This window comes from Streptomyces sp. ASQP_92, assembly GCF_025399895.1.
GTDB lineage: Bacteria > Actinomycetota > Actinomycetes > Streptomycetales > Streptomycetaceae > Streptomyces.
On record NZ_JAODUA010000027.1, the window covers coordinates 46,795 to 69,195 of the forward strand.

Sequence of the window (22,401 nt, forward strand, 5' to 3'; positions counted from 1 at the left end):
TCCGTATGTATCAAGCGCCTTGGAGGCATGAGTGAGCAGCACAACCGTCCTGATCCTGCGTGATCCGGAATCACGTGAGGTGAACCTTCGATGCGACGCTCTGGGCTCATATCTGGGCCGCATGAGTGGAGTCGAGGGCAAGGACGTCACGCTGATCGAGGGGGCCGCGCGGTCGTCCGAGACGGTGACCCAGGTCGCCGAGGCGGCCGGCCTTGTCGGCGGCGAGGGGCACGTCCGTTACGTGCCCACCCGCGCCGCCCGCGACCGGGTCGTGGCGGACGACGACGGAGCCTGGGCGCCGGCCCTGGTCTCCCGTCACCGCAAGCAGGCGCGTCGTTCCGTCGGTGCCGTCTTCCAGTTCCCCCTCGAGACCGAGGGGCAGGACAGCGACACCCCCGCGTCCCTGACGACGTTCGTCACCGACTGGACCGGACTTCCGAGCTCCTGTGCGATCGCGGTGCACCCAGGGCACCCCCTGAGCACCGGTCTCGGACCGGAGGAGCAGGCCGCGTTCACCGGTCGCTTCTGTCGGCACCCTCTCACCGGCGACCTGCTGCCGATCTGGGTCGCCGACTGGGTGAAGCCGGAGTTCGGAACGGGCGCGGTTCTGATCAACCCGGGCCACAACGCGGCCGACTTGGAGTTCAGCCGCAAGGTCGGGCTCCCCGTTCGCTTCTCGCTCGCGCCCAAGGACTACGACGGCGCGCCGACGGACTGGCCGAAGCCTCCCTTCATCAAGTCGGGTTACGCCTTCCGCACCGGCGCCACGGACGGACTGCCGTTCAGCGAGGCCAAGACCAGGTACTTCGCGGCCATCGCCGAGCGGGGTCTGGTGGAGGAGTACACCGATTCCGGTATGGGCACGTTCCCGATCGCCACGATCGGCGCGGAGGGCGATGTCGACCTCGCCTGGGACTCCCGGCGCCGTACGCTCGCCGCCCGAGGCGACGGGGGCGACTCGATCGCGGTGACGCTGTCCCCCGTCCTGCGGGGCGCGGAGCAGCACGTGCGGTCGTCCGAACTCACGGTTGTCACGCCGTCCACCCGGGTGGAGGACGACCTGCTCGCGCTGCGCCTCCTCCTCGCCGAACCGGAGCTGGAGCCCGCCGTCAAGAACGCGCCCGAGGTCGTCGTGGTCAGCAACGCGCAACTCGCCAAGGGCGTCGGCGCGGATGTGCCGGACGACGTCCTTGGCCTGGCTCTTCTCGTCAGCGCCGGCCCGCTGGACACGCTGTCGGTCAAGCCGCAGCACATCGAGCCGTGCGAACGCTTCCTCAAGGCGCACGAAGGCCTCTCCGCGCGGGAGCGCGTGGCCGGGCAGGACCTCTCTCAGGAGACCGCCAAGGCGGCCGGCCAGATCAAGGGGCTGCTGGAACGCCAGGATCTCAAGCAGGCGTTCACCCAGCTCTACCGCCTCCAGAAGAACCTGGCCAAGAGTGAGACCGTCGGCGCGGCGGACGTGTCCTGCTACGGCGTTCTGGCCCATGTCCTTGCGGGGGTGGAGGCGCCGCACGCCCCCGAGGAGTTGGCCGCCGCATGGAAGGCGATCTGACCGCCCGCGCCTGAAGGGGACGCGGGAGCGCGTCTTCGGTGTCTGTCCCGCGCACAGGAGGTTGTCCCGAGTCCCGGAACTGCCGTCCCACGGAAGCTTGTTGAGGCCCATGTCCGTGCGTCGGCGGTTCCTGTGCTGTGTGCGGGGCGCGCGGTGCGGGGCTGTGGCTGAGGATGCTTCGAGGATGGGGTGAGGACAGCAGGAGTGATGGTCGGGGCGTCGGTCTTGACGAGGGCCGCGGACAGGCGGGGGCCGCGCGGCAGTGGCGGCCGCGGCCTTTCGCGGTCGCCACTCATGAGAGACATCTCACGTGTCTAAGAAGTCAAGCCGTGACGGCCAGGTCTGCAGCTGAGGAGGTGAAAGCATGCTGTTCGTCGAAGAGTTGTCCGGTCTGCAAGCAGTGGTGGAGCTGGCCGATCATGCGGTTGAACAGGTGCCGCTGGGCCTGGGCATGCCAGTCCCCGCGCTCGCGTCGTCGGCGGTAGTGCGTGTCAGCTCCAGAGGAAGCTCTCAGCGAGGAGAAGGCCCAGAGGAATCCGGCGGTGATCAGCCGGTCATTCTTGATGAAACGCCGTCCGACGTAGCGTTTCTTGCCCGAGGCCCGGGTGATGGGGGCCGATCCCGCGTAGGCCTTCAGCGCGCGGGCGTCGGTGAAGCGTGTGCGGTCGTCTCCGATCTCGGCGAGCACCCGGGCGGCGAGCTGTACTCCCAGGCCGGGGAAGCTGAGGAGGATCTCAGCGTCCGGGTGCCGGCGAAAATGCTCCCCTACCGCCGTCGCGAGGTCTTCGGCGGCCGTGCAGGCCGCATCCAACTGGCGTATCAGTGCCAGAAGTTGATGCCCCATGGCGTCCTCGACAGCCTGCGGCTGGTGGGCGTAGTCAGCGCGGAAGATGGTTCGCAGGCGATCGGCCTCGGCGTCGATGCCTCGGGTGCGGCCCGCGCGTTTGAGTGCCGCCCGCAGCTGGGCCGGGGTGAGTCTGGCGGCCCTGGCCGGGGTCGGTGCCGAGGTCAGCACCGCGCGAGCCTCGGGGCGGGCCAGGCCGTACTGCTTGCCCAGAAAGGCGTCCAGGGCGGCAGGGAAGAACTCCCGCAGCAGCGAGCGGACCTGGTTGACCAGCTGCTGACGCGCCCAGACCGCGTCTTGCTGGGCACGGGCGAGGACAGTGATCGCCCGTGCGAGGTCGGTGTCGGCGGGCAGCTGGCGGTGCGCGTGTCTGTCGGTTCGCAGGATGTTCGCCAGGACCAGGGCATCGCCGGGGTCGGACTTCTTGCGCGAGACACTGTGACGGTCGCGGTAGCGGGCCGCGGCGAGGGGATTGATCGCGTAGATCGGCCGTGTTCCGGTGTTCAGGGCGGCGACGAGCAGGCCGCGTCCGGTCTCGATGGCCACCGGGATCGGTGTGTCCGCGGTGTCGCCGTACTCGGCGAGCAGGTTCAGCAGCAGCTGATAGCCGGCCGCGTCGTCGGTGATGCGGCGCTTGGCCAGCAGGTGTCCGGTGTCGTCGACCAGCGCCACGTCGTGGTGGTCCTCGGCCCAGTCGATCCCGCAGAACACGGTCACACGGTTCTCCATTCTCTTGCTGTGTGCGCAGGTGGTGAGCCTGTGCGGGCCACGCGGCGACCTAATTCCAGGACTCTTCGGTCCGCCATCTCACTAGCCGTTCGCGGCACCAGCGCACCGCAGGGGCCTCTGTCTTACGAAGAGCTCGGCGGCTCGGGAGGAAGCGAAGAGGGCGCCCTGCGACGGGCTCACACCACAACGATCTACGTGCGGGAGGCCAGGCTGGGTTCCGCAGCGGCCCGAAGACACCGGGCGCCACCGTTCTCTCATAAGGCCTCGATGGACCGGGAACCGACAGGAGTCTGCCCGGTGCCCACGTGGCCGCTACGAACCCAACCCGCTTCAACAGTCCAGCAGCTCACCCACGAGCTGATCTGGAACCGCCTACACACGAATTAGGAACCACATGAGAGAACAGCATCGGACGCCCATGAAGAGGGTCGCCCGGCTCGACCAGCCGGTCCAGCCGGTCCAGTCCGGTCAGCCGGTTCCGTCGGTTCAGTCGGCGAGCCTGCCGGCGGTGCCGGGTGTCGTGGACGGTCTCATCACGGCACAGACGGATGCCGACGGCAGCATCTCCTTGCGGATCCAGATCAAAATGGGCCGCCTGGCGGCCGAGAGCCGTGAGCACGTCGAGGTGGTCCTCGACCCGCGGCACTGCGAGGCCCTGGTCGAAGCCCTGCGGTCCACCGGATCAGCCACACTCCCCGAGCCCCGCCCTTTCCAGGCGATTCCATGCTCCGTCGGCATCAATTTGCACAGCTCCTTCGGCGACGGAGAAGTGCGGCGTCGCACCAAGGCGCCGGCCTGAGAGAAGGACGGGGCCGGGCACGCCTCCCCCCGGCTCGGACGCCGCCGCTTTCCCCGCAGCGGGCCGGCCGGTGGTTCGCTGCTCGTGCTCGCGGCGGTCGCGACGCGGCCCTGTGGGGAGGTCAGGGTCTCGGGCCGGCCTGAAGCTTCCCCTTGATCGTGGACGCCGAGCTCCGGTCAGCCTCCTATAGAGGAGCGAGTGGCCAGAGTGTCTGCGGCCCTACTCGCGGCACATGACGTGGTTGCCGCTGCTCGGGACTCTCGCGGGGGCCGCCATCGCCCTCACCTCAGCTCTCTTGGTCGAACATCGGCGCGACCGTAGAGGAGAACGAGTCGAACACCGCAAGGCCGCAAGGCCAAGCAGGAGACATACGCGCGATACCTGGCCGCCCATGCCGAGATGCAACGCGTGCCTGCCGTCAGTAAGGGGGCCGGCACTGGATTGACGCCGTGGGCGCCCCCGCGACACGGGTGAGGAGTCGGCGAAGGACGTCAGACGTCGGTCGAGCCCAAGGCATCCGAATCTCTGCCTGCGGTGGCGATGTACTCGGTGCCACGATACGAAACGATCAGTTACTACGTGGTCCGCTTCTCTGTCCGCCACCGCGAAAAGCGCTACTCAGGACACCGTGGTTCTGGGCACGCGGTCGAGTTCAGGGACCCTCGGGTCCTGTCGGGCATCGCATCGTTCGTGGGTGGTCATGCCCAGCCGAGTCAATGAGACGTCCATAGCGGTGAGTTGCACCCCGTGCGCCTCGACGGCTTCGAGTGTGAGGGACGGGATCGGAAGAGGCGGGATCGCGCTGGTGGGCAGGGCAAGGGGGAGTACACCCAGGAGTCGCCCGCTCAGGACGTCGGCGTGAAAGCGGACGCCACCGCTGAGCAGCACCTGCGTTGCGTGAACACACACCCTGCCCGTGTCGTCGTTGACGATCAGGAGTGGGCGTCGGACGTCCATGGACGCGGCCGTGCAGGAGGCGGGGGAACCGAGACGCAGCGGCGCAGGAAGGCAGAGCATGCCTCGGACGGTGAGGGACTCGGCGTACAAGGTCACGCCGCCCGTGCCGAAGGCCCCCCGGGGGATTGTGGGTTCGGCCGCTGCCAGGGGTGGCGGCATGGTGCAGGTCAGAATGAGCTGAGCTCCGAGGATGAGGGGCAGCCATCGTTTCCCGCGTGATCGAATGGTGCTCATCGCTGCTGGACGGCGTGCGAGGGATTCGTCCGCCATGCCACGGCCAGCGTGCCGCCCAGCATGGCAAGGACCATACCCACCAGGAACCCACCGAGGTTGGCCAGAGGGTAGGAGAGCGCGCCGAGCGTGACGGCTGCCCACCCGCTACGTGTGGCGCGGTCGGGGACGAACCACATGTGTGTGGCACACCCGGCCAGGGCCGTGGCGACCGCGATGGCGACGGCGCCGCTGGCTCCTTGGAGGGTGAGGTAGGCGGGTCTGCCGAGAGGGAACGCGGCCATTTCGAGGGCGGAGGCGAGCACGATGAGTGCGGCGCCGGCAGGTCGGCGGCCAAGAAGCCCTTTCAAAAACATGAGTGGTCGCCCTTCTGTACAGCCATGTGCGCCCCGTGCAGGTCGAAGGAGCCCGCGGTCACGGACCACGAGGTGAGCTGCATCCGTTCGATGTCCAGGGTTTGGGCCTGCTGTCCGTAGGCACCGGGCATGCCGTGCACGCCGGGCACGGCATCCAACGTCGCCGCGTCACGGCCCAGTTGGGCGTGGCCGAAGCGCAAGTCCCCGTCGAGGTGGTCGAGGTCCAGCACAAGGTTGCTGCCCGTCACGGGTTCGTCGTCGTCCGACCGAATGGTCAGGGTGACGGCCCCGAAGGGGGTGTGAACCACGGATGACTGGCACAGCCCGGTGATCCGTGCGGTGTTGATGCCGACGATCGCGACAGGGCGGGGGGAGCCCGCGGCGTCCTGTGTGAACGCGGCGAACTGTACGGCGCCCTTGCCGTGCAGCCGCTCTGCGGACACCTGGAAGGACCGGCCTGCGACGGCGAACGACACCGGCAGGGCGATCGCCGTGGTGGTGCTCGCCACGGCAAGACCCAGGACGGCGGCGATCGACGCGACGATGGCGAAGCGCCGCCAGTCCGTTCCTCGTGGGGGTTGTGTGGGGGGCTCCACGAGGGGGATGTCACCGGATGCCGGTCTGCCGCCCGCCCCGAGGTCTTGAGCTGGTGCGCGGTTGAAGCGAGGAAAACGCATGGGGGTCCCTTTCGGAGCCTTGTCAGAGCTGTGTCTCGTCGGAGTGGTGTGCTCAGGGGAGCAACCCCGCCCGGGGCGGTTGATTGAGGTGGATACGGCGGCCGGGCAGGCCGGCGAACTGCGGGGCCAGTTGGGACAGTGGTGCGCGGGTGAAGACGCTGAGGTGATGCCCCGTGTAGTGGGCGTGCTCCAGGATTTCCGCCCAGTGGGTGAACCGGGTCACGAGAGCGACCGGCCCCAGCGGGATCTCTGGACGCGGATCGCTCAAGGCGCCGGGATCCACCAAAAGAAGTGGTCTCGGCGTTTGCGGCACCAACTCGACGGGATGCGTGGGAGGGCGCCAGTGCGGAAGGCAGGAATGGGCGCCGCCTGCGATGAGGCCCTCGGCCCATGTCGTGAGGCGGCGCAGGTGTAGTTCGTCCGGAAGTGCTGTGGTGACCGTGACCCCCTGGGCTTCGCGGATGAGAGCCTCCAGGAAGTCCGTGGCCCGGGCGGCGTGGACGGCGATGAGCGGTGTGGCGGCGCAACTTCGGCCCGCACGCGCGAAGCACGCACGTGCTGCCGCGCGCGCGGCAGCATGCGCGTCGCCGTCGTGCCGCAGCACAAGCAGACACGGGGGTCGTGAGCGTGTCCGCTCCGGCGTGCCCATGCCTGGGGGGCAGCACAACGGGGCGAGAGCGTCGGCGTGTTCGGCCAGGACGGCGCGCAGGCCGGAAGCTGACGTGCCGACCGCTTCCCCCCTCACCACGACCTGCCACACACCTGGGGGGAGGCCCGCCTCACGGGCCAGAGCGGCTGCCGCGAGAGCGACGGGCGCATTGCGGGTACTCACCTCGGTGATCACCGCCCCGCCGTTGAGGAGGGAGGGCAGCGCGCCCTCGAACAGGGCTGCCAGGGGGCGGGCATCATCGCCGTAGGAGACCGTGACCGCGGGGACGGAGCCAGGCGGCTCGCATGAGGGGCGCGTCAAAGGTGAGAGTGCGAGAGGTGAACGCCACCATCGAGCCCCATGGCGGGAGCTCGCTGTGCTGTGGCGCAGCACTCGTTCGGCGTCCCGGCACTCCTCAGCCGTGTCCGTGGCGCCGAGGCCCGCAGTGTGGCGCAGCACCTCCGCGAAGGCGGCCCGGCGGGCGGTGACTTCCCTGCGCAGCCGGATGACTACCGTGTGCCGGGCTGCCCGTCCGGTCGCCTGCCACGCACCCTGGGCCTCACGGCCGTGGTCGATGGATTGGCGGGCACCGGCCGCCGTACACAGCGCGAGGGGTGGCAGCGGACGACCCGACAGGAGGCTGCGCACGGTGGCGTGTGCGGTGAATGTGGACGGGCTGGTTTCCGCCGAGAGTGCTTGCGCCATCGTGGGGCCGAGCAACTCCTCGTAGGTGTAAGGAAGCGGAGACATGGTGCTGCTCCAGGCGCTGGTTGCTTGCTGTCCACGGGTCAGGATCGGGGAGCAGGTGCTGGGGTGTTCGCGACGGCCGTCGAGGCGGGGAGCCCCTCTGCCGTGCGTGGCCCGTAAACGGACGGGAGGACGAGGCGACGGCAGTGGGCGGCCAAGGCCCCCTGAGGTCGGAACAGGACGGCCGCGCAAGCGGCCCAGAGGACCCCTCCGAGCACGACGCCCCCTTCCGTGATGGCCAGTCCGGCCGCGAGGGCCAGGGCCGGACACGGTCCGAGAATGACGAGGAGTATCCGGCTGACGGCCAACAGACCGGGTCGGCGTCGGGGCAGCGTCGCGGGGGCGAGACGGCGGAGTCCCTGGGTGTAGGACCGCGTGTTCAGCCAGAGCAGCGACGGTACGAGCACGACCCCCATGACCAGGAGTGTGGGGGCTACCGGGGAGCGCAGCCAGGTTGCGAGCTCGGCCCACGAGGGGAGTGGCGCTTTGGAGTACTCCGCCTGCGGTGCGGGGGCCAGGAACCTGTGGAGGCCGGTGCCGTCCCAACCATGGATGAGCACGAAGAACACGCCGGTGTACGCCATGAGGAGTTGAAGGACCGCTGCCCAGGTTCTGCCGCTCACCAGCAGCCGGTGCGTGCACAGGTGGCCGAGTGCGGCGCACAGCGTGATCCCGGCATTGAACAAGCCCATTCCCCACGGCGGGAGTTCCCGGATGAGATACATGGTTTCCCAGCCGGGGAAGCGGACGGCGAGCCAGATGCCCATCGGGGCGAAGAGCAGGCCCATGAAGAGCAGCGTCGCGGCCAACTGCCGGTCTCGTACTGCCCGATGGCTGCCCGGGCGCATAGGCGGCTGGAGCTGCTCGGCCGTCGACAGGGCGCAGCCCGCTCCGATCGCGTAGGCCCAGAAGGCATCTACTTCGACCATGAGGACCTGACTTCTTCTGCGGGAGACGGGTGAGGGACCATCGCTTGGCCGCAGGGCTTGGTGGCTACGGGTGACGGGAGGCGTGGCAGTGGGGAGGCCGACTGCGCCGGGTGCGGGGTCGCTCCGGGTGGTTCATAGGTGCTGCACCACGTCGGCAAGCGCACTCCGGAGAAGCGCAGTTGTGCCAGTCGAGCGTGGTAGGCGGCCCCGTCGAGGAACGCCTTCGCGAGGGCGGGGGCGCATCGGTTGCGGGGGTCCTGCCAGGGGGACCCGTGAGCCCAGGCGTTGAACGCGCCCATCGCCGGGCCGCACCAGATCTGGTAGTCGCCGGCCCGTGAGGGCTCACCCGCGGTCGCCCAGCGGGAGGAAAGCCCCAGATACCAGCGGAACAGCAGAGCCATGTGCACTTTCGGGTCGCGGGCGGCGTGCTCCGCCTGCTCGGGCCGGTGCTCGCGCAGATAGGTGACCACCTCGGACCAGACCTCGTCGATTGGACGGCCCAGAACCTGTCGTTCGAGCCGCAGGCGGTCCGGCGGTGAGAGGTCGTCGAGGCCGTCGTGGGCCCGATAGAGGCGGTACAGCCAGGCAGCTCTTCCGGCGAACAGGGTTCCGCGCCGCAGTACTTGGACATCCGCGCCCAATTCGAACATGTCGGCTGCCGGAGCCATGGCGCAGTCGGCGATATCGGCGGACGCCAGCATCTCCTTGACCCGCCAGGACGTGGCCGCCTCGACACAGGACTGGTTGACAGAACCGGTCACGAGGTATTCGGCGCCCAACGAGAAGGCGGCGAAGGCGGCTTGGGGGGTGCCGATTCCTCCCGCCGCTCCGATCGCGACGCGACCGCCGGGGTCTCCGTCGCGGCGTTCTCGGTCGCGCAGTGCCAGCAGGAGGGGGAGCTGGGTGACGAGAGGACGCCGGTCGGTGTGCCCCGCCGAGTCGGCCTCGACGGTGATGTCGTCGGCCAGTGGTACCCGGCCGGCCAGCTCGGCCTGATCGGGGGTGAGGTCGCCGTCGCGGACGAGCTGCGCCAACAGCTCACTTGGGGCGGGGCGCAGGAAGAAGGCTGCCGTTGCCGCCTGAGAGACCTTGGCGATGACCCGGTGCGCGGTGCGCACGTCACCGTCGGGATCGCGGCGCACTCCGGTCGCACGGTAACGGACCAGGTCGATGGTGGGCTGGAGGAAAGCGGACACCTCGACGCACGGCACTCTGTGCCGCAGATACAGATCGACGCACCGGCGTTCGGCGGCGGGATCGGCCGGGTTGTGGATCAGGTTGCTCGCCCACGGCAGACCGGCCAGATCGCGGTGCAGCCGGCCCAGGGCCTCATCGACGCGATCGTCGGACAGCCCCGCCGCCCCGAAGGACGCGAGGTAGCCGTCCCGGGCCATGGCCGATACCAGTTCCACGGAGGAGATGCCTCCGGCCATCGAGCCCGCCATGTAGGGGAAGCGCGCCCCGTGGCGGTCGAGAAAGGCGGGCGCGCCCAAGTGCCGCACGCTGACGGGGGCCGCCATAGCCACCACGCGTGCGCCGCGTCCGGGTCGCTCGTCGCAGACTCCGGTCCGCCCCTCGGCCGTCACCACGTAACAGGGCCCTTCAAGGTCGGCCAGCACGGAGCGCACCCCGGCGGCGTCGAAACGTACGCTCATGAAGTCCCCCTCGCCGAGGAGAGCGCGGGAACGTGCAGGGCGATGTTGTCGACGGCGTAAATGCGCAGCCCGTCCCGCCAGACGCTGCCTTCCGCCGTGACGGCCCGTCCGCTTGCTTCGTCGACGACTTCGCGCACATGTACCTCGGCTTGGATCCGCTGGTGGTGGGGCTGAATCTGGCCGCGATAGGTCCAGCGCAGTTCGGCACCCAGCAGCGGCTGCGGTTGCGGCTCGTGAGTGGCGATGAGGCCGGCGGAGCGAACGCAGGCCCGGGTCATCTGTACGAGCAGTTCGACCCCGCACGATCCGGGCATGACCGGATCGTGCAGGAAGTGCTGGTCGAAGAACCAGTCAGCAGGGTCGATGGGCATTTCGCAGAGGAGATAGCCCAGCCCGTACCGTCCCCCGTTTTCGACGAACTCCGTGGTGGCTCTGGCCAGGAAGGCGAGGCGCCCCGAGGCCGCCGAACAACCGGTGGCCGGATCCAGGGGCCGGGCCACGGGTTGGGGCGTTTGGAGCTTCAGCCAGGGCGGCACCAGGCGGCCGCCGTCCAGTCCCTGCTGGCGAGCGAGGACCGGCTCGGTGAAGAAGCCGTGGACAGCCTCTCCCGTGTAGAACGTCTCGCCTGCCACGGCGAGTTCGTACCCGTACCGCTGGAGGGTCGCACCCGGCAGTGGCGTGTGGGCGAGCAGGGTGGTGCGCTGACGAATGGTGCGTCCGCGCAGGTCCACGGCGCGGAGCAGCCGGGAGCAGCCTTCCAGGTTGCGTACGGTCAAGTCGTGGTCCGGGTACTCCATGCAGGCCCCCAGAGAGGCGCCGACGAAGGCGGCGGCCTGTAGGGATGTCTCGAGGAGAAACAGATGCGGGGCACTTCCCGCGTTTTCGGCGATGTACCAAGGCGAGGTCGGCACGTCGTACTCCGTGACGTACGACGAGCCCGTGGGGTACTGGCCGTGTTCGGCGGGGGAGTCCACCATGCGGTCGACCATCAGCAGGTCGCCCCGGGGGAGTCGGGGCCGGACCAGGCGCGTCGATCGGTGTCGGGCCGTGCCGTGGGCGACGCGCAGGTCACCCTCGGCGGCGTGCGCCATGTGCAGCTCGTGGGCGAAGAACGATCCGGAGTTCTTGGTGCGGCGCGGGGCGGCGTCGCGGTCACCCGGGCCGAGGTCTCGTCCTGGTGGCTCTCGCAGGACGAGGCCCACGGAGTGCAGGCGGGCGACCGTGGTGCGGCCGTCACCGAACGCGATGTCCGCCACCACGTGGGGGCGGGGTACCAGTCCGATCGAAGCGATCTCTGCCTGCATCGTCAGGGGGCCGCTGAGGTGTGCGACGTCCCGTACGTCGATGTGGACGGGTTCCTCGGTCCAGGGTTCCGGGCGGGGGTCGGGCAGCACCAAGTGCATTCCCTGGTGCAGTGCGTGGACGTGCAGTGCCTGCCACGCGGCGGACAGCAGCTCCGGCCAGGCGGCCGGTCCGCTCGTACCACGGCGGAGCGTTGCGGTCACCCGGCCCTGGCCATGACGGCCGTTGCCGGCGCCGGTCAGGACGATGTCCTCCAGGAGCGTGAACGCCTCCGCGGCGGGGGCCGGGGCGGTCGGGGTGCCGCCGGGACCGAAGGGTGCACCGAGAACGCCGGCGATGTCTCCTGTGGCCAGCCGCGCCAGGTCACCCCGACGCAAGCGGTGACGGACGGCTTGCGCCAGGGCGCGGAACTGCCGGGGCTGGGCGGGCGGTTGCCGTTCGGGCCATGGCGTGACGGACGAGGCGGCAAACCCGCTGGTGCCGGACACCTCCGCGACAGTCAGGCCGTCGTGCCGGACTTCCCAGGCGCAGGAGTCCGGACCGCCCTGGGACGGGATCGCGGCCACGCTGAGGCCGCTGAGGGTGATGGGGCGCGTCGCCCGGCGCCATGTCAAAGCGGCGCGCAACGCGCGCGGGTGGAACGGTTCGCTGGTGGAGGCGGACAGGGAGGCGGCCGGCGACGGCGGCACCTGACGTTCGTCCCGTGTGCTGTGCCGTACGCGAGCGGCGGGCGGCCGGCCGGCGGCCGGCCGGGTTGGCGAATGCGGTGTCGCGTCTGCTGTATCCGGGCGGGCGGTGGACCCCGTACGGGTCGTCAGGCCGAGGGTTTCGTCCGCCAGGAGCCACTCTTGGAGGGCGCGGTGCGCCCGCAACGCGGACTGGTGAGCGGCGTGTACGGACGCTGCGATTTCTTCCGCGATTCCTGCGCTGTCTCCGGCCGCCTGCGCGGGCCGTGACGCCGGGGCGGATGGACCCGGGGGGCACCCATCGGGCCTCTCGTCGGCCGTCTCGGGCCACCACGGGACGATGAAGGTGGATGCGTCGAACGTCAGGTCGTCCATGAACTCATGCCCGCTCGTTCTGATGGGACGGGACGGCACGCTGCTTGGGTTCTCTTTCACGTGCGGACCGTTCGCGGCGCCGGCCACGCGGCCCGGCTTCCGAGCTGGGGCGCGGCAACGATGCCTTTGACGGCGTGCCAGCGCTGGAGCACGTCGCCCTGCGGACGGCACGCGGTGACGGTGCAGGTGAGCTCCAGGGGCTCCCGCTCCAGCAGTTCGACGACGATGACGAACGGCTCGTCGTCCGGCAACGGCGCGAACAGCTCGACCCGTTCCACAGCGACCGGCAGGCACCGGTGACCGCACACACGGCGCCCGAGCAGGGCCGCCGCCTGCAAGAGCAGGTCAGCCAGAGCGGGGCTGTAGAGCCTGCCCTTATAGGCGCCATGTGCCAGATGGGGATCGGGCAGCTGGGCGGCGATCGTCAGATGGGTGTCGTCCTGAGCCAGGACTGCGCCCAGTCCCTGAAGCAGGGGGCCATGGAAGAGGAATCCGTCGCGGTAGGCGGCGTGGGTGCCGGATTCCTGCGCCGGGAGGGCAGGCAGACGCAGGCCGGCCGGCGCGGCTTCCTTCTCTGCGGTACGGAACACTCCCTCGTAGCGCGGTAGCGGGGTGCGCACCCCGTCGTCATGGAAGGCCAGGTGCAGCTCGGTCGCGGCGTCGTCCCCCAACTGCACGATCACCCGCGCACGGGGTGGCTGTGAACCGTCCAGAACGAGTCCCTTGCGCACCTGGAAATCACGGACCCCGGTCACCGGGCGGCCCTCCCGCAGCCGCTCGGTCACGTTGACGCCCCACCCGATGGCCGCCGTCATCGGCAGCACGGGAAGCCCGTCGATGCTGTGGTCGACCAGCACCGCCTCCTTGGCCAGGCCGTCCAGGTCGCGCAGCACCGTGACGCCCTCCGAGGGCAGCGAGGGCGACCGGAAGACCGAGCGCAACGGGCCCAGGACGCTCACTGTGCCGGAGGCGGAGCCGGCGCTGAGTTCCTCGCTGAAGTACGCGCACCCCTGCTCGCGGGTGAGTAGTTCGATGCCGAGCTGGGTGAACAGGGCCTGGGCCCGTCGGACGCCATGCCTCCCTGCCAGGGGCCCCAGGCCATGGCACTGACCTCGCACGAGGGGTGCCTCGTCTGCCAGGCGCAGGCGAAGCGGTTCAGGGCTTCGTTCGCCATCGCGTAGTCGGTCTGGCGGCCGTTGCCGTAGATGCCCGAGACCGAGGTGAAGACCACGAGATGACGCAGGTTCTCGTCGGGCAGAGCGGCCAGCACGTTCAACAGCCCAGTGAGTTTGGTGTTTACCACGCGCGCTACGTCCTGGGGGGTCTTCAGGGGGAGAGGTTTGTCGGCCAGCACACCGGCGCCGTGGATCACCCCCGTTACGCGGTCGGCAAAGGGTGTGAGCGCCGCCGTCACCGCGGTCGCGTCGGCCACGTCGGCCGTCACGTAGGTGGCTTCGGCCCCCTGGGCGCGCAGGGCGGCCAACGTGGCGCGGATTTCGGCTTGTTGGCGAACGAGGTTCACCTCTGCGTCGAGTGCGTTGTGCACCTCGGGGGAGTCGACGTCCCGCCCCGCGGCCGCGGCATGCGCACGGCAGGCGGCGGAGAGCGCGGCCGGATCGTCGTGGCCGGCAGCCCATGCGGGCATCTCGGTGAGGGCGGTGCGGCCGAGCAACACGAATCCGCAGGCACGTTCGGCTGCGAGGGTGGTGCAGCACCATGCGGTGATCCCGCGCGCCCCGCCCGTGACCACGAGAAGGTCCGTGGCCTTGGGAGCGGCGTCCACGGTGGGTGGGGCCGGCTCGATGAGCGCTGGTGTGACGGCGAGGCAGGCACGCTGGGTGCCGTCCCAGGCGACCTCGGACACCCTCGACGCATCGGTCGTCTCCGTGACGAAACGTGCGGCCGCCGCAGCGGGATCGAGTTCGGGAGCGATGTCCACGGCGCGGCAGAACAGTTCCGGCTCTTCGACGCCGACGGCCTTGACGAGACCGCCCAGGCCACCGAGGAGGGCGGCCGCTTCGTCGCCGCCACTGCCGTCGAGTCCGAGCGCGCCGTCCAGTTGGGTCACGGCCATGAAGGCCGCCCGGTACCCGGCGCGAACAGTGTCCTTGAGAGCCGGAGTGGCGTGCTTGGCGACCAGCACCGCATGGCTCAGCCGGGCGATGGCCGCTTCCGCACCTGCGCTCGGAACGTCTCGTCCCGCGGGCAGCACGCACAGGTCCAGCCGCTCCGAGGAGCCGAGCACCGCACTGATCCGCTCGCGCAGAGTGTCTTCTCGCCAGTCGTCGAGGGCACCTGTGCCGGTCGCGGTGCCCGGCAGCGGCACCGTCCGGACCTCCCACTCCTGTGCGGAAAGCGCCGCCGACACGGCTCCGGCCAGCTTGCTGCCGTCGTCCAGGAGGAGCGCGGTGGGGTGAGGTCCGTAGGCGCCGGCCAGGGCGTCCGCCTCGGGCAGAGGCTTCAGGGTCAGGTGACCCCTCCCCACGGGAACCGACTGGTGCCCGCTGTGAGGTGTGGCGGTCGCATCCGCGACGATCTCGGTGAGCAGCAGCGCGAGTTCGCCCACCGTGCGCGCTTGGGCGAACCGGTAGATCTCCTCACGCGGCAGGAACGGATAGCGTCTCCACGCCTCCGAGGCGATCTCGACCTGCTTGAGCGAGTCGATGCCCAGGTCGGCCTGGATGTCCAGGTCGGGCGAGACCATCTCCACGGTGTAACCGGTCTTCTCGGCGACCAGCTCCCGCAGGATCTGTTCCGCCTGCGCCACGTCCACGGTCCACGCCGCAGGCTGAAGCGGCGCGTCCGGGTCCGTGGCCGGGGGAACCCCGTCCGCCGGTTCCGCCTTCGCGCCCGCTGTGTCCAGGGCGGCGTCAGGCATCGGCGCGGCCGAGTCTGTCAGCGACTGGCGGGGGAGGGGCACCACCGCCGCTTCCGGGGGCACGGGTCCTGAGGCAACGGCTTCGGCTTCGACTTCGCCATGCAGCGCGCCACGGCCGGCACTCGCTTCTCCGGCCGCCGCCACCGGGCTGTGTCCGTGTCGTCCCAGCCGAACGAGTTCGAGCATGACGTCCTGGGCGTGGATGTGGGCTCGGCTCAGCGCGAGGCTGTGCTCCTTGACCGCCTCGACCTGGGCGAGCAGTGAGGTGCCCGGTTCTCGTCCCGCATCCTCGCTCACCAGGTCAGTCAGCCTGCGGGCTGTGTGCAGCTGCCCCTCCAGATACCGGGCGTGCAGCTCAAGCTGGCCGGTCGCGGCCTCCGACAGCGGAGAGGTTGGTGACGGCGTCGTCGACTGCTGTTCGCCGCCTCGCGGTGAAGTGGGAGTACATGCGTAGGTGTCGGCGAGGAGGCTCTCGTACTGGGCCCTGCGGGCCTCCACCGCGAACGACGGCCCCTCGAGGAGTCGTGCCACTGGAGAGGTCGCGGCGCGTGTCGGCGCGGGAGTGGCCTGGTAACGGTTGATGTCACGAATATCCAGGCCCAGGACCGCCAGGCGCAGTGCGGCGTAGGTCAGCGTCGCCGCGCTGTCGGCTCCGGAGCCACCGTCCGTGGCGATCGCCTCAACGGTGGGATCCTCCACGATGCGTGACACGAGACGGCTCAAGACCTGCCCCGGCCCGAATTCGACGAAAACCCGGAATCCGTCCGCGTACATCTCCCGTACCCGGCCCTCGAAGTCCACCGGCCGCAGCATCTGGTCGCTCAGCGTCCGGCGGTTGGACACGGGATCGGCGCCATATGAAGCGCCCGGGGAGCCGGGAAGTACGTGTGTGGTTGGGGGCAGGACTCCCACCGCCGCGACGGCGTCGGCAAAGGCATCGGCGGCGTGCTTGACCATCGGGGTGTGAAAGGCTCCCGCGACCGACAGCCGGTGCGTCACCAGGCCCCGGCTGTGGCAGTGCTCGGCGAGAGCTTCCACGGCATGGGTGGGGCCGCCCACGACGAATTCGTCCCGGGCGTTAATGTTGCAGAGCGACAACTCTGGGTGCAAGGAGCCGAGTTGGTCCCAGATCTCCCGCGGAGCGCGGAGCGCGAGCATGGCGCCGCTGTCGTAGCCATCTGTCTGGTCTTCGGGTTCCATGGCCTGCCCGCGGCTGCGGGTAAGAGCCAGACAGGCCTCGTCGCTGAGGCTTCCGGCAGCCCACAGTGCGGTTACTTCTCCGCAGCTATGGCCCAGCATGCCATCGGGAGCGAGCCCGAGCTCGGCGAGGAAGCGGTACTGGCCCATGGCGAGCGCCCCGATGGCCGCCTGCGCGTAGGACGTGCGTCGAAGTCTTGCCGTGTCGACCCGCTGGTCGTGCCGGTCCGGGGTGGGAAACACCACGTCGGCGAGGGTGTCACCCTCCGACTCCTGCGGGTGCCACAAGACGTTGGCCGCATCGAAGGCCGCCCGGACGGGCGGGATCGCGAGCAGGGCCCGCTTGCCCATGTTGACGTACTGGCTTCCCTGTCCTGCGAAGAGGGCCGCCACCTTGGTGCCGCTCGGCACGGGCTCCCTCCGGTAGCTCGCGCGACCAGGCAGCTCCCAACTCTGCGCCGCGGGATCGGCTTCCAGGCGGTCGACCGCCTGGGCCACCAGAGACGCCCGCTCCAACTCCCCTTCAGCCACCACCCCCAGCCTGACGTGTTCCGCCGGGATCGGCCCACCCGTTTCCGGCGCGTTGTCCACGCGGAGCAACGCCAGCAGGCTCTCCACATCCGGTGCGTGCCACAGATGGGCGGACGGCGTGGTGTGCCACACCGCGGCCGGAGCCTCGAGTGCCGCGTACTCCTCCAGGACGGCGTGGAAGTTGACCCCGCCGAACCCGAAGGCGGAGACGCCGCCACGGCGCACCGAGCGGTGGGGCTCACGCACCCAGGGCCGGGTCTGCTTGTTGACGTACAGGGCTTCCTGGTTGACGGCGTCGCTCACGGCGTCGACGTTGATGGTCGGGGGAAGCAGCTTGTGGTGCAGGGCAAGCGCGGTCTTGATCAAGCCCGCCGCTCCGGCCGCTGCCTTCGTGTGGCCGATCTGGGACTTCACGCTGCCCACAGCGGCTCGATGGGTGGACCCGGCAGGCTCCAAAAACCCGCTCAGCGTGGCGAGTTCCACGGCGTCACCGACCGCGGTACCCGTCCCATGCGCCTCGATGAGCTGCACGGATCCGGGCGGCAGTTCGGCGTCCTGATAGGCCCGTCGCAAGGCCGCCAACTGGCCCTGCTCGCTCGGCCCGTAAATGCTCGGAGTCCGGCCGTCGCTGGAGCTGCCCAGACCGCGCAGCACGGCATAGATCCTGTCTCCGTCGCGCTCGGCGTCGGCAAGGCGCTTGAGGGCCAGCATGCCGATTCCCTCACCGATCAGCGTTCCGTCGGCCGATGCGTCGAAGGGCCGGACGGTGCCACTGGGGGAGAGGGCGGGGGTCTTGCTGAAACACATGTACGCGGTCAGGGAGTTGTCCGCGTCGCACCCGCCGGTGATCATCATGTCGGCCCGGTGCTCGGTCAGTTCGGTGACGGCCATGCGCAGTGCCGCCAGCGAACTGGCACACGCGGCGTCGACGGTGCAGTTCAGCGCGCCCAGTCCGAAACGGTTGGCGATGCGGCCGGCGACCACGTTGGCGAGCGTGCCGGGGAAGCTGTCCTCCGTCCATTCTGGCAAGGCGGCCTTGAACCGGCGCACCATCTCGTCGGCGTCCTGAGCCGAGAGTCCGCAACTGAGGGCCGCTTCGCGCACCGCAGGGCCGTAAAGCCGCGCGCCCAGCGGGAACATGGTCGTGTTCTGGCCGCAGACTCCGAGGATCACGCCCGTTCGTGACGCGTCGTACCACTTCGCCGTCGGGCAACCCGCATCCGCGAGCACGTCCCGCGCCACCTGCAGGCTCAAGAGTTGCACCAGGCCGATGGAGTCCAGTGTGGACGGCGGCATCGAAAACTCTGCGGGGTCGAATACCGTCGGCGGAAGAAACCCTCCGCGACGGGCATAGGTCTTGTCCTCGGCGAACATCTCGGGGTCGTAATGATCGGCAACGCGCCAGCTTTTATCCGGCACCTCGGTAATGCAGTCACGGCCGGCCACCACATTGCGCCAGAACTCTCTGACCGTTGCCGCTTGCGGAAACATACCGGCTACGCCCGTGATCGCGATCGGGCTCCTGGCCAGCCGGAAGGCTTCTGCGTGGGTCATAGCTCCTCGTTCACTACCGTGCAATAGTCGGATCATGCAATAACCCCCGCAGCGGCCTCACGAGAAGACGACTTGCGGCAGTCTGAAGGCGTCGACGGTGCCATATTTGGTCCCGCTGTCGTGCCGGCGAAAGAACAGCAACTGCCGTCATTGACGAGGAATTTTCAAGCAGAGCTGCGGGATACGTCGCACAGCTAAGGATTTCCGCCTCGAGGCAAATACCTCAATTTGAGTGAGAAGCCGTAACCTTCAGGGCCCCGGGCGCCGAGGTCCGTGACCGCGGTCGTACCCGCGAACTTCGTTCTTTGGTCCTGGCTGCAACTCCCGTCCGCGCTCCGTGACGAACTACTGATCTTTTCGTAAGTTCAGTGGGTGTGGTGGCCGTGTAGGCGGACGCTGTCGGGATGGCTTATCAAGCTTCGCCTTTGGCTGCCGGATCGCCTTTTCCTCCTGTGTCGCGGCCTTAGTTGGCGGAGGCGCGTCGTGTTCGGGCGGTGGAGTTGTTCGAGGAGGGTGTCTCGAACTGCGGAGATCGCGCGGGCGGTAGGGGTGTGTGCCGAGAGCGTGCGGCGATGGTGTCGGGTGTGGGAGAAGGACGGTGCTTCCGCGTTGCGGCGGCGGGCATCTGCCGGGTGCCCGCCAAAGGTGGACGACTCCCGGGTCGAGGCGGTTGGGACCGCGTTGGGTCGCGGCGCCCAGGCTCATGGTTTCGAGGCCGGCTTGTGGACTCTGGAATGTGTCGGAGAGGCCGTTGCCCGGGTGACAGGGGTGGTGTTGTCCAGGGCGTCGGTGTGGCGGCTGCTGACGGGCCGGGTGGGATGGAGTCTTCAGCGGCCTGAGCGGCGGGCGGTGGAGCGGGATGAATCGGAGATCGCCCGCTGGGTCGCGCATGAGTGGCCGCGGATCAAAAAAGGGCGGTGAACACACGTGCCTGGATCGTGTTTCTCGACGAATCAGGCGTCTCACTCTTGCCGCAGGTCCGGCGCACCTACGCGCCCAGAGGACGGACCCCGCTCCTTCGGCACCGCCTGAACTGGAAGCGGGCGTCGATGGCGGGGGCGCTGGGCTATCACTCCACCGACCCCGAACGCGGGCCACGACTGTGTCACGGATGCCGTGCCCCTGAGCCAGGACACGGTGGATGGTCGCTTGGCGCTCGCGGATGCGGGCCGTCGTGCCTGATCCGGTAACGGGGAACGTTTGTCGTCGACCGGCCCCGCGGTGAGGTCCGCCCCGAGCTGTAGACGGTCATCGAGATCGCCGACCGCGCTTGCTCAGCTTGATTCCTCGGACGAACCCGCGCTGACCTGCGGTCGGGCGCCACGACGGAGGGACCGCCCGATGGCCGGCCTGCGCCATGGGCCATGACCGCCTTCCGTAACCTGGCGATCGCCCTGGTCTCCGTGACGGGCTGGGCCAACCTGGCCGTAGCCGTAGCCGTAGCCGTAGCCGTAGCCGTAGCCGTCGACCGCTACCGATCACCGACCTGATCGCGCCTCGCCGCTGAGAGGGCTCACACCCTGGGGGACCGTGGCCCGCAGTTCTCTCACCAAGGCGCGCACGACGGCGGATCTGGCCAGTTCGGAGGTGGTGACATAGCCGACCTGGCGTGTTGGGCGCTTGGGGCCGAGATCAGTGATCCCGACCGAGTCCGGTGCTCCGATCAAGGAGAGCGCGGGCATGATCGCCATTCCGTGACCTCCGCTCACCAAGGAGAGCACCGCTCCGTCGTCCTCGGCCTCGACGGTTGTCTTCGGGATCCAGTCCTGTGCGGCCCACCAGTCGCGGGTGTACGAGCCGCAGTTTTCGGCCCAGTCGACCAGCGGCAGCGAGCGCGGGGCGGCGTGACCCGTCGCGTGCACCAGGGCATACGGCTCGTCAAGGAGTCCGCTCGCGACCAGGCCCGGTGGAAACGGCACGGAGCCGCCCAGCGTGGCGATGGCTATGTCGGCTTTCCCGTCGGCTACTTCGCCCGCGGTGCCGCGCCCCACCTCACGTACGATCCGCACCCGCGGCTCGATCCCGGGGTGTCGGGCGCGTAGCCGCTGAAGGACGGGCGGCAGCAGGTGGAGGGCCGCGCTGCGGAAGGCCGCGATCCGCAGCAGCCCCTCCGCAGCATCGGGCCGCGCCGCGCCGCGTGCCTCGGCGGTCAAGACGTCCAGCAGGCGCAGGATGCGGCGGGCGTGCGCGACGGCTTTCTCTCCGGCAGGGGTGGGGCGGGCGCCGGCGCGGCCGCGTTCGAAGAGGACGGTACCGATCTTGCGCTCGCTGCCGCGAACCGAGTGCGAGACCGCGGACTGGGTCAGGCCGAGTGTGTCGGCCGCGGCCGAGAAGCCGCCGGTGTCCGCGACCGTCACCAAAACGCGCAGTTCCTGCGGGGCGAGATCGGAATCGGTCGTGCGGGCCACAGGGCGCTCACCTCAGCGTATGAGAACTGCTCATGGAACGGTGCGTCACATGAGCCCAACCGGCTGCCCATGAGGTGCGTTCCCACCTTACGGTCCGGGCATGAACGAGACCGCGCTCACCGTGCACCAGACCGCCCGCCCCCACGGCTTTCCCACCGCCGAGCACTTCGCCTTCGTTGAGTCCACGCTTCCCGACCCCGTCGCCGGTAGCGCGCTCGTGGAAAACCTCTACTGGTCCGTCGACCCCTACCACCGCGAGCTGATGGACGACGTGCCCGGCGGGTTCGCGCTCGACGCGCCGCTGGAGGGCCGCACCATCGGGCGGGTGATCGCCTCGCGGACGCCTCGGCTGGCCGAAGGCGAGATCGTGTTCCACCGGCAGGGCTGGCGCACGCACGCGGTGGTCACGCCCGAGGAGGTCCGACAGCTGCCCCGCTTCGACGGGGTGCCCCTGACCGCGTACTTGAGCACCCTCGGCGGCACCGGCCTGACCGCCTATGTGGGCCTGACCCGGATCGCCCGGCTCCAGGAGGGGGAGGACATGTTCGTGTCGGCCGCCGCGGGCGGGGTCGGCACGGCGACCGGGCGGTTCGCCCGGCTGCTCGGCGCCGGACGGCTCGTGGGCAGCGCGGGCTCGGCGGCGAAGGCCGCCCACCTCATGAGAGAGGTGGGCTATGACGCCGTCTTCGACTACCACGACGGGCCCGCCGCCGACCTGCTCGGCAAGGCCGCACCGGGCGGCATCGACGTGTTCGTCGACAACGTCGGCGGCGAGCAGCTGGCCGCGGCGGTGGGAGCGCTGCGCGAGTTCGGGCGCATTGTCCGAGTCGGCACGATCAGCCAGTACAACACCCCCGACGCGCCGTCGCCGCGCTTCAACTACGCGGACATCGTGGAGAAGAGCATCCGCATGGAGGGCTTCCTGGTCAGCAACTACCGTGACATGCAGGAGGAGTTGTACGAGTTCGCGGTACCGCATCTGCAGAGCGGCCGGCTCGCCCTGGACGAGACGGTCGTTGACGGGTTTGAGCACATCGTGGACGCGTTTCTGGGAATGCTGCGCGGCGAGAACACCGGCAAGATCATCGTGCGGGACCGCACGCAGGCACCGTCCGTAGACTGACGCCGACGGGGCCTTCGCGCTCTTCCCGCCCCGCCCAGGCCCAGGCGGGCCGGGCCTCCTCGCGGGAATCGGCCGTGCACCGGGCGATTCGCCACCTTCACCGTCGGCGACGTCGCGGCCCGCGCGGGCGTGGCCGAGAGCAGCATCTACCGCCGGTGGGGCGATCTGGAACCCTGCTCGGCGAAGTGGCGCTGGCCCGCCTCAACGCGCGGTCGCCGATGT

Annotated in this window: 15 protein-coding genes and 1 pseudogene; 6 read left to right on the forward strand and 10 right to left on the reverse strand. The window is 69.6% G+C overall.

The features are described from left to right. Window positions 1-121 precede the first annotated feature (121 nt). On the forward strand, window positions 122-1,552 hold the full coding sequence (locus tag N4G70_RS33700; protein ID WP_261716583.1) for a class I tRNA ligase family protein: 1,431 nt from the start codon (window positions 122-124) through the stop codon (window positions 1,550-1,552). Window positions 1,553-1,874: 322 nt separating this feature from the next. Here N4G70_RS33700 and N4G70_RS33705 read toward each other — a convergent pair whose 3' ends face one another. Beyond that, window positions 1,875-3,125 (reverse strand): IS110 family transposase, encoded by a 1,251-nt coding sequence (locus tag N4G70_RS33705; protein ID WP_261716584.1) that lies wholly within the window; start codon window positions 3,123-3,125, stop codon window positions 1,875-1,877. 394 nt (window positions 3,126-3,519) lie between these two features. Here N4G70_RS33705 and N4G70_RS33710 point away from each other — a divergent pair, with 394 nt between their 5' ends. After that, complete coding sequence (locus N4G70_RS33710) at window positions 3,520-3,924, forward strand: hypothetical protein (RefSeq protein ID WP_261716585.1); 405 nt, start codon at window positions 3,520-3,522, stop codon at window positions 3,922-3,924. Window positions 3,925-5,111: 1,187 nt separating this feature from the next. On the opposite strand, the gene N4G70_RS33715 is transcribed toward N4G70_RS33710, so the two are convergent. The 8 genes from N4G70_RS33715 to N4G70_RS33750 form a co-directional block, all read right to left on the reverse strand. Then, on the reverse strand, window positions 5,112-5,468 hold the full coding sequence (locus tag N4G70_RS33715; protein ID WP_261716586.1) for a DUF6114 domain-containing protein: 357 nt from the start codon (window positions 5,466-5,468) through the stop codon (window positions 5,112-5,114). After that, window positions 5,459-6,064 (reverse strand): DUF6230 family protein, encoded by a 606-nt coding sequence (locus tag N4G70_RS33720; protein WP_261716587.1) that lies wholly within the window; start codon window positions 6,062-6,064, stop codon window positions 5,459-5,461. Before N4G70_RS33720 ends, N4G70_RS33715 begins: the two co-directional genes overlap by 10 nt. A 133-nt stretch (window positions 6,065-6,197) precedes the next feature. Beyond that, complete coding sequence (locus N4G70_RS33725; RefSeq protein ID WP_261716588.1) at window positions 6,198-7,544, reverse strand: aldehyde dehydrogenase family protein; 1,347 nt, start codon at window positions 7,542-7,544, stop codon at window positions 6,198-6,200. Window positions 7,545-7,582: 38 nt separating this feature from the next. Further along, window positions 7,583-8,470: a hypothetical protein gene (locus tag N4G70_RS33730; protein WP_261716589.1), complete on the reverse strand. Its 888-nt coding sequence runs from the start codon at window positions 8,468-8,470 to the stop codon at window positions 7,583-7,585. Then, a complete protein-coding gene (locus N4G70_RS33735) occupies window positions 8,458-10,125 on the reverse strand; it encodes a PfaD family polyunsaturated fatty acid/polyketide biosynthesis protein (protein ID WP_261716590.1) in 1,668 nt (555 codons plus the stop codon). The genes N4G70_RS33730 and N4G70_RS33735 overlap by 13 nt, the downstream gene beginning before the upstream one ends. Then, complete coding sequence (locus N4G70_RS33740; protein ID WP_261716591.1) at window positions 10,122-12,116, reverse strand: 3-hydroxyacyl-ACP dehydratase; 1,995 nt, start codon at window positions 12,114-12,116, stop codon at window positions 10,122-10,124. The genes N4G70_RS33735 and N4G70_RS33740 overlap by 4 nt, the downstream gene beginning before the upstream one ends. A gap of 428 nt (window positions 12,117-12,544) precedes the next feature. Further along, window positions 12,545-13,447: a polyketide synthase dehydratase domain-containing protein gene (locus N4G70_RS33745; RefSeq protein ID WP_261716592.1), complete on the reverse strand. Its 903-nt coding sequence runs from the start codon at window positions 13,445-13,447 to the stop codon at window positions 12,545-12,547. Further along, window positions 13,444-18,648, reverse strand: coding sequence for a type I polyketide synthase (locus tag N4G70_RS33750; RefSeq protein WP_261716593.1), 5,205 nt, complete (start codon window positions 18,646-18,648; stop codon window positions 13,444-13,446). The genes N4G70_RS33745 and N4G70_RS33750 overlap by 4 nt, the downstream gene beginning before the upstream one ends. A gap of 513 nt (window positions 18,649-19,161) precedes the next feature. On the opposite strand from N4G70_RS33750, the gene N4G70_RS37230 reads away from it, so the two are divergent. Beyond that, a complete protein-coding gene (locus tag N4G70_RS37230; RefSeq protein WP_399037786.1) occupies window positions 19,162-19,569 on the forward strand; it encodes a winged helix-turn-helix domain-containing protein in 408 nt (135 codons plus the stop codon). A gap of 443 nt (window positions 19,570-20,012) precedes the next feature. Further along, window positions 20,013-20,138, forward strand: coding sequence for a hypothetical protein (locus N4G70_RS33755; RefSeq protein ID WP_261716594.1), 126 nt, complete (start codon window positions 20,013-20,015; stop codon window positions 20,136-20,138). Here N4G70_RS33755 and N4G70_RS33760 read toward each other — a convergent pair. After that, window positions 20,127-21,056 (reverse strand): LysR family transcriptional regulator, encoded by a 930-nt coding sequence (locus N4G70_RS33760; RefSeq protein WP_261716595.1) that lies wholly within the window; start codon window positions 21,054-21,056, stop codon window positions 20,127-20,129. The genes N4G70_RS33755 and N4G70_RS33760 overlap by 12 nt on opposite strands. Window positions 21,057-21,156: 100 nt before the next feature. On the opposite strand from N4G70_RS33760, the gene N4G70_RS33765 reads away from it, so the two are divergent. Continuing rightward, complete coding sequence (locus N4G70_RS33765) at window positions 21,157-22,179, forward strand: NADP-dependent oxidoreductase (protein WP_261716596.1); 1,023 nt, start codon at window positions 21,157-21,159, stop codon at window positions 22,177-22,179. Window positions 22,180-22,266: 87 nt separating this feature from the next. Next, a pseudogene (locus N4G70_RS33770) lies at window positions 22,267-22,401 on the forward strand (TetR family transcriptional regulator); the annotation flags it as partial.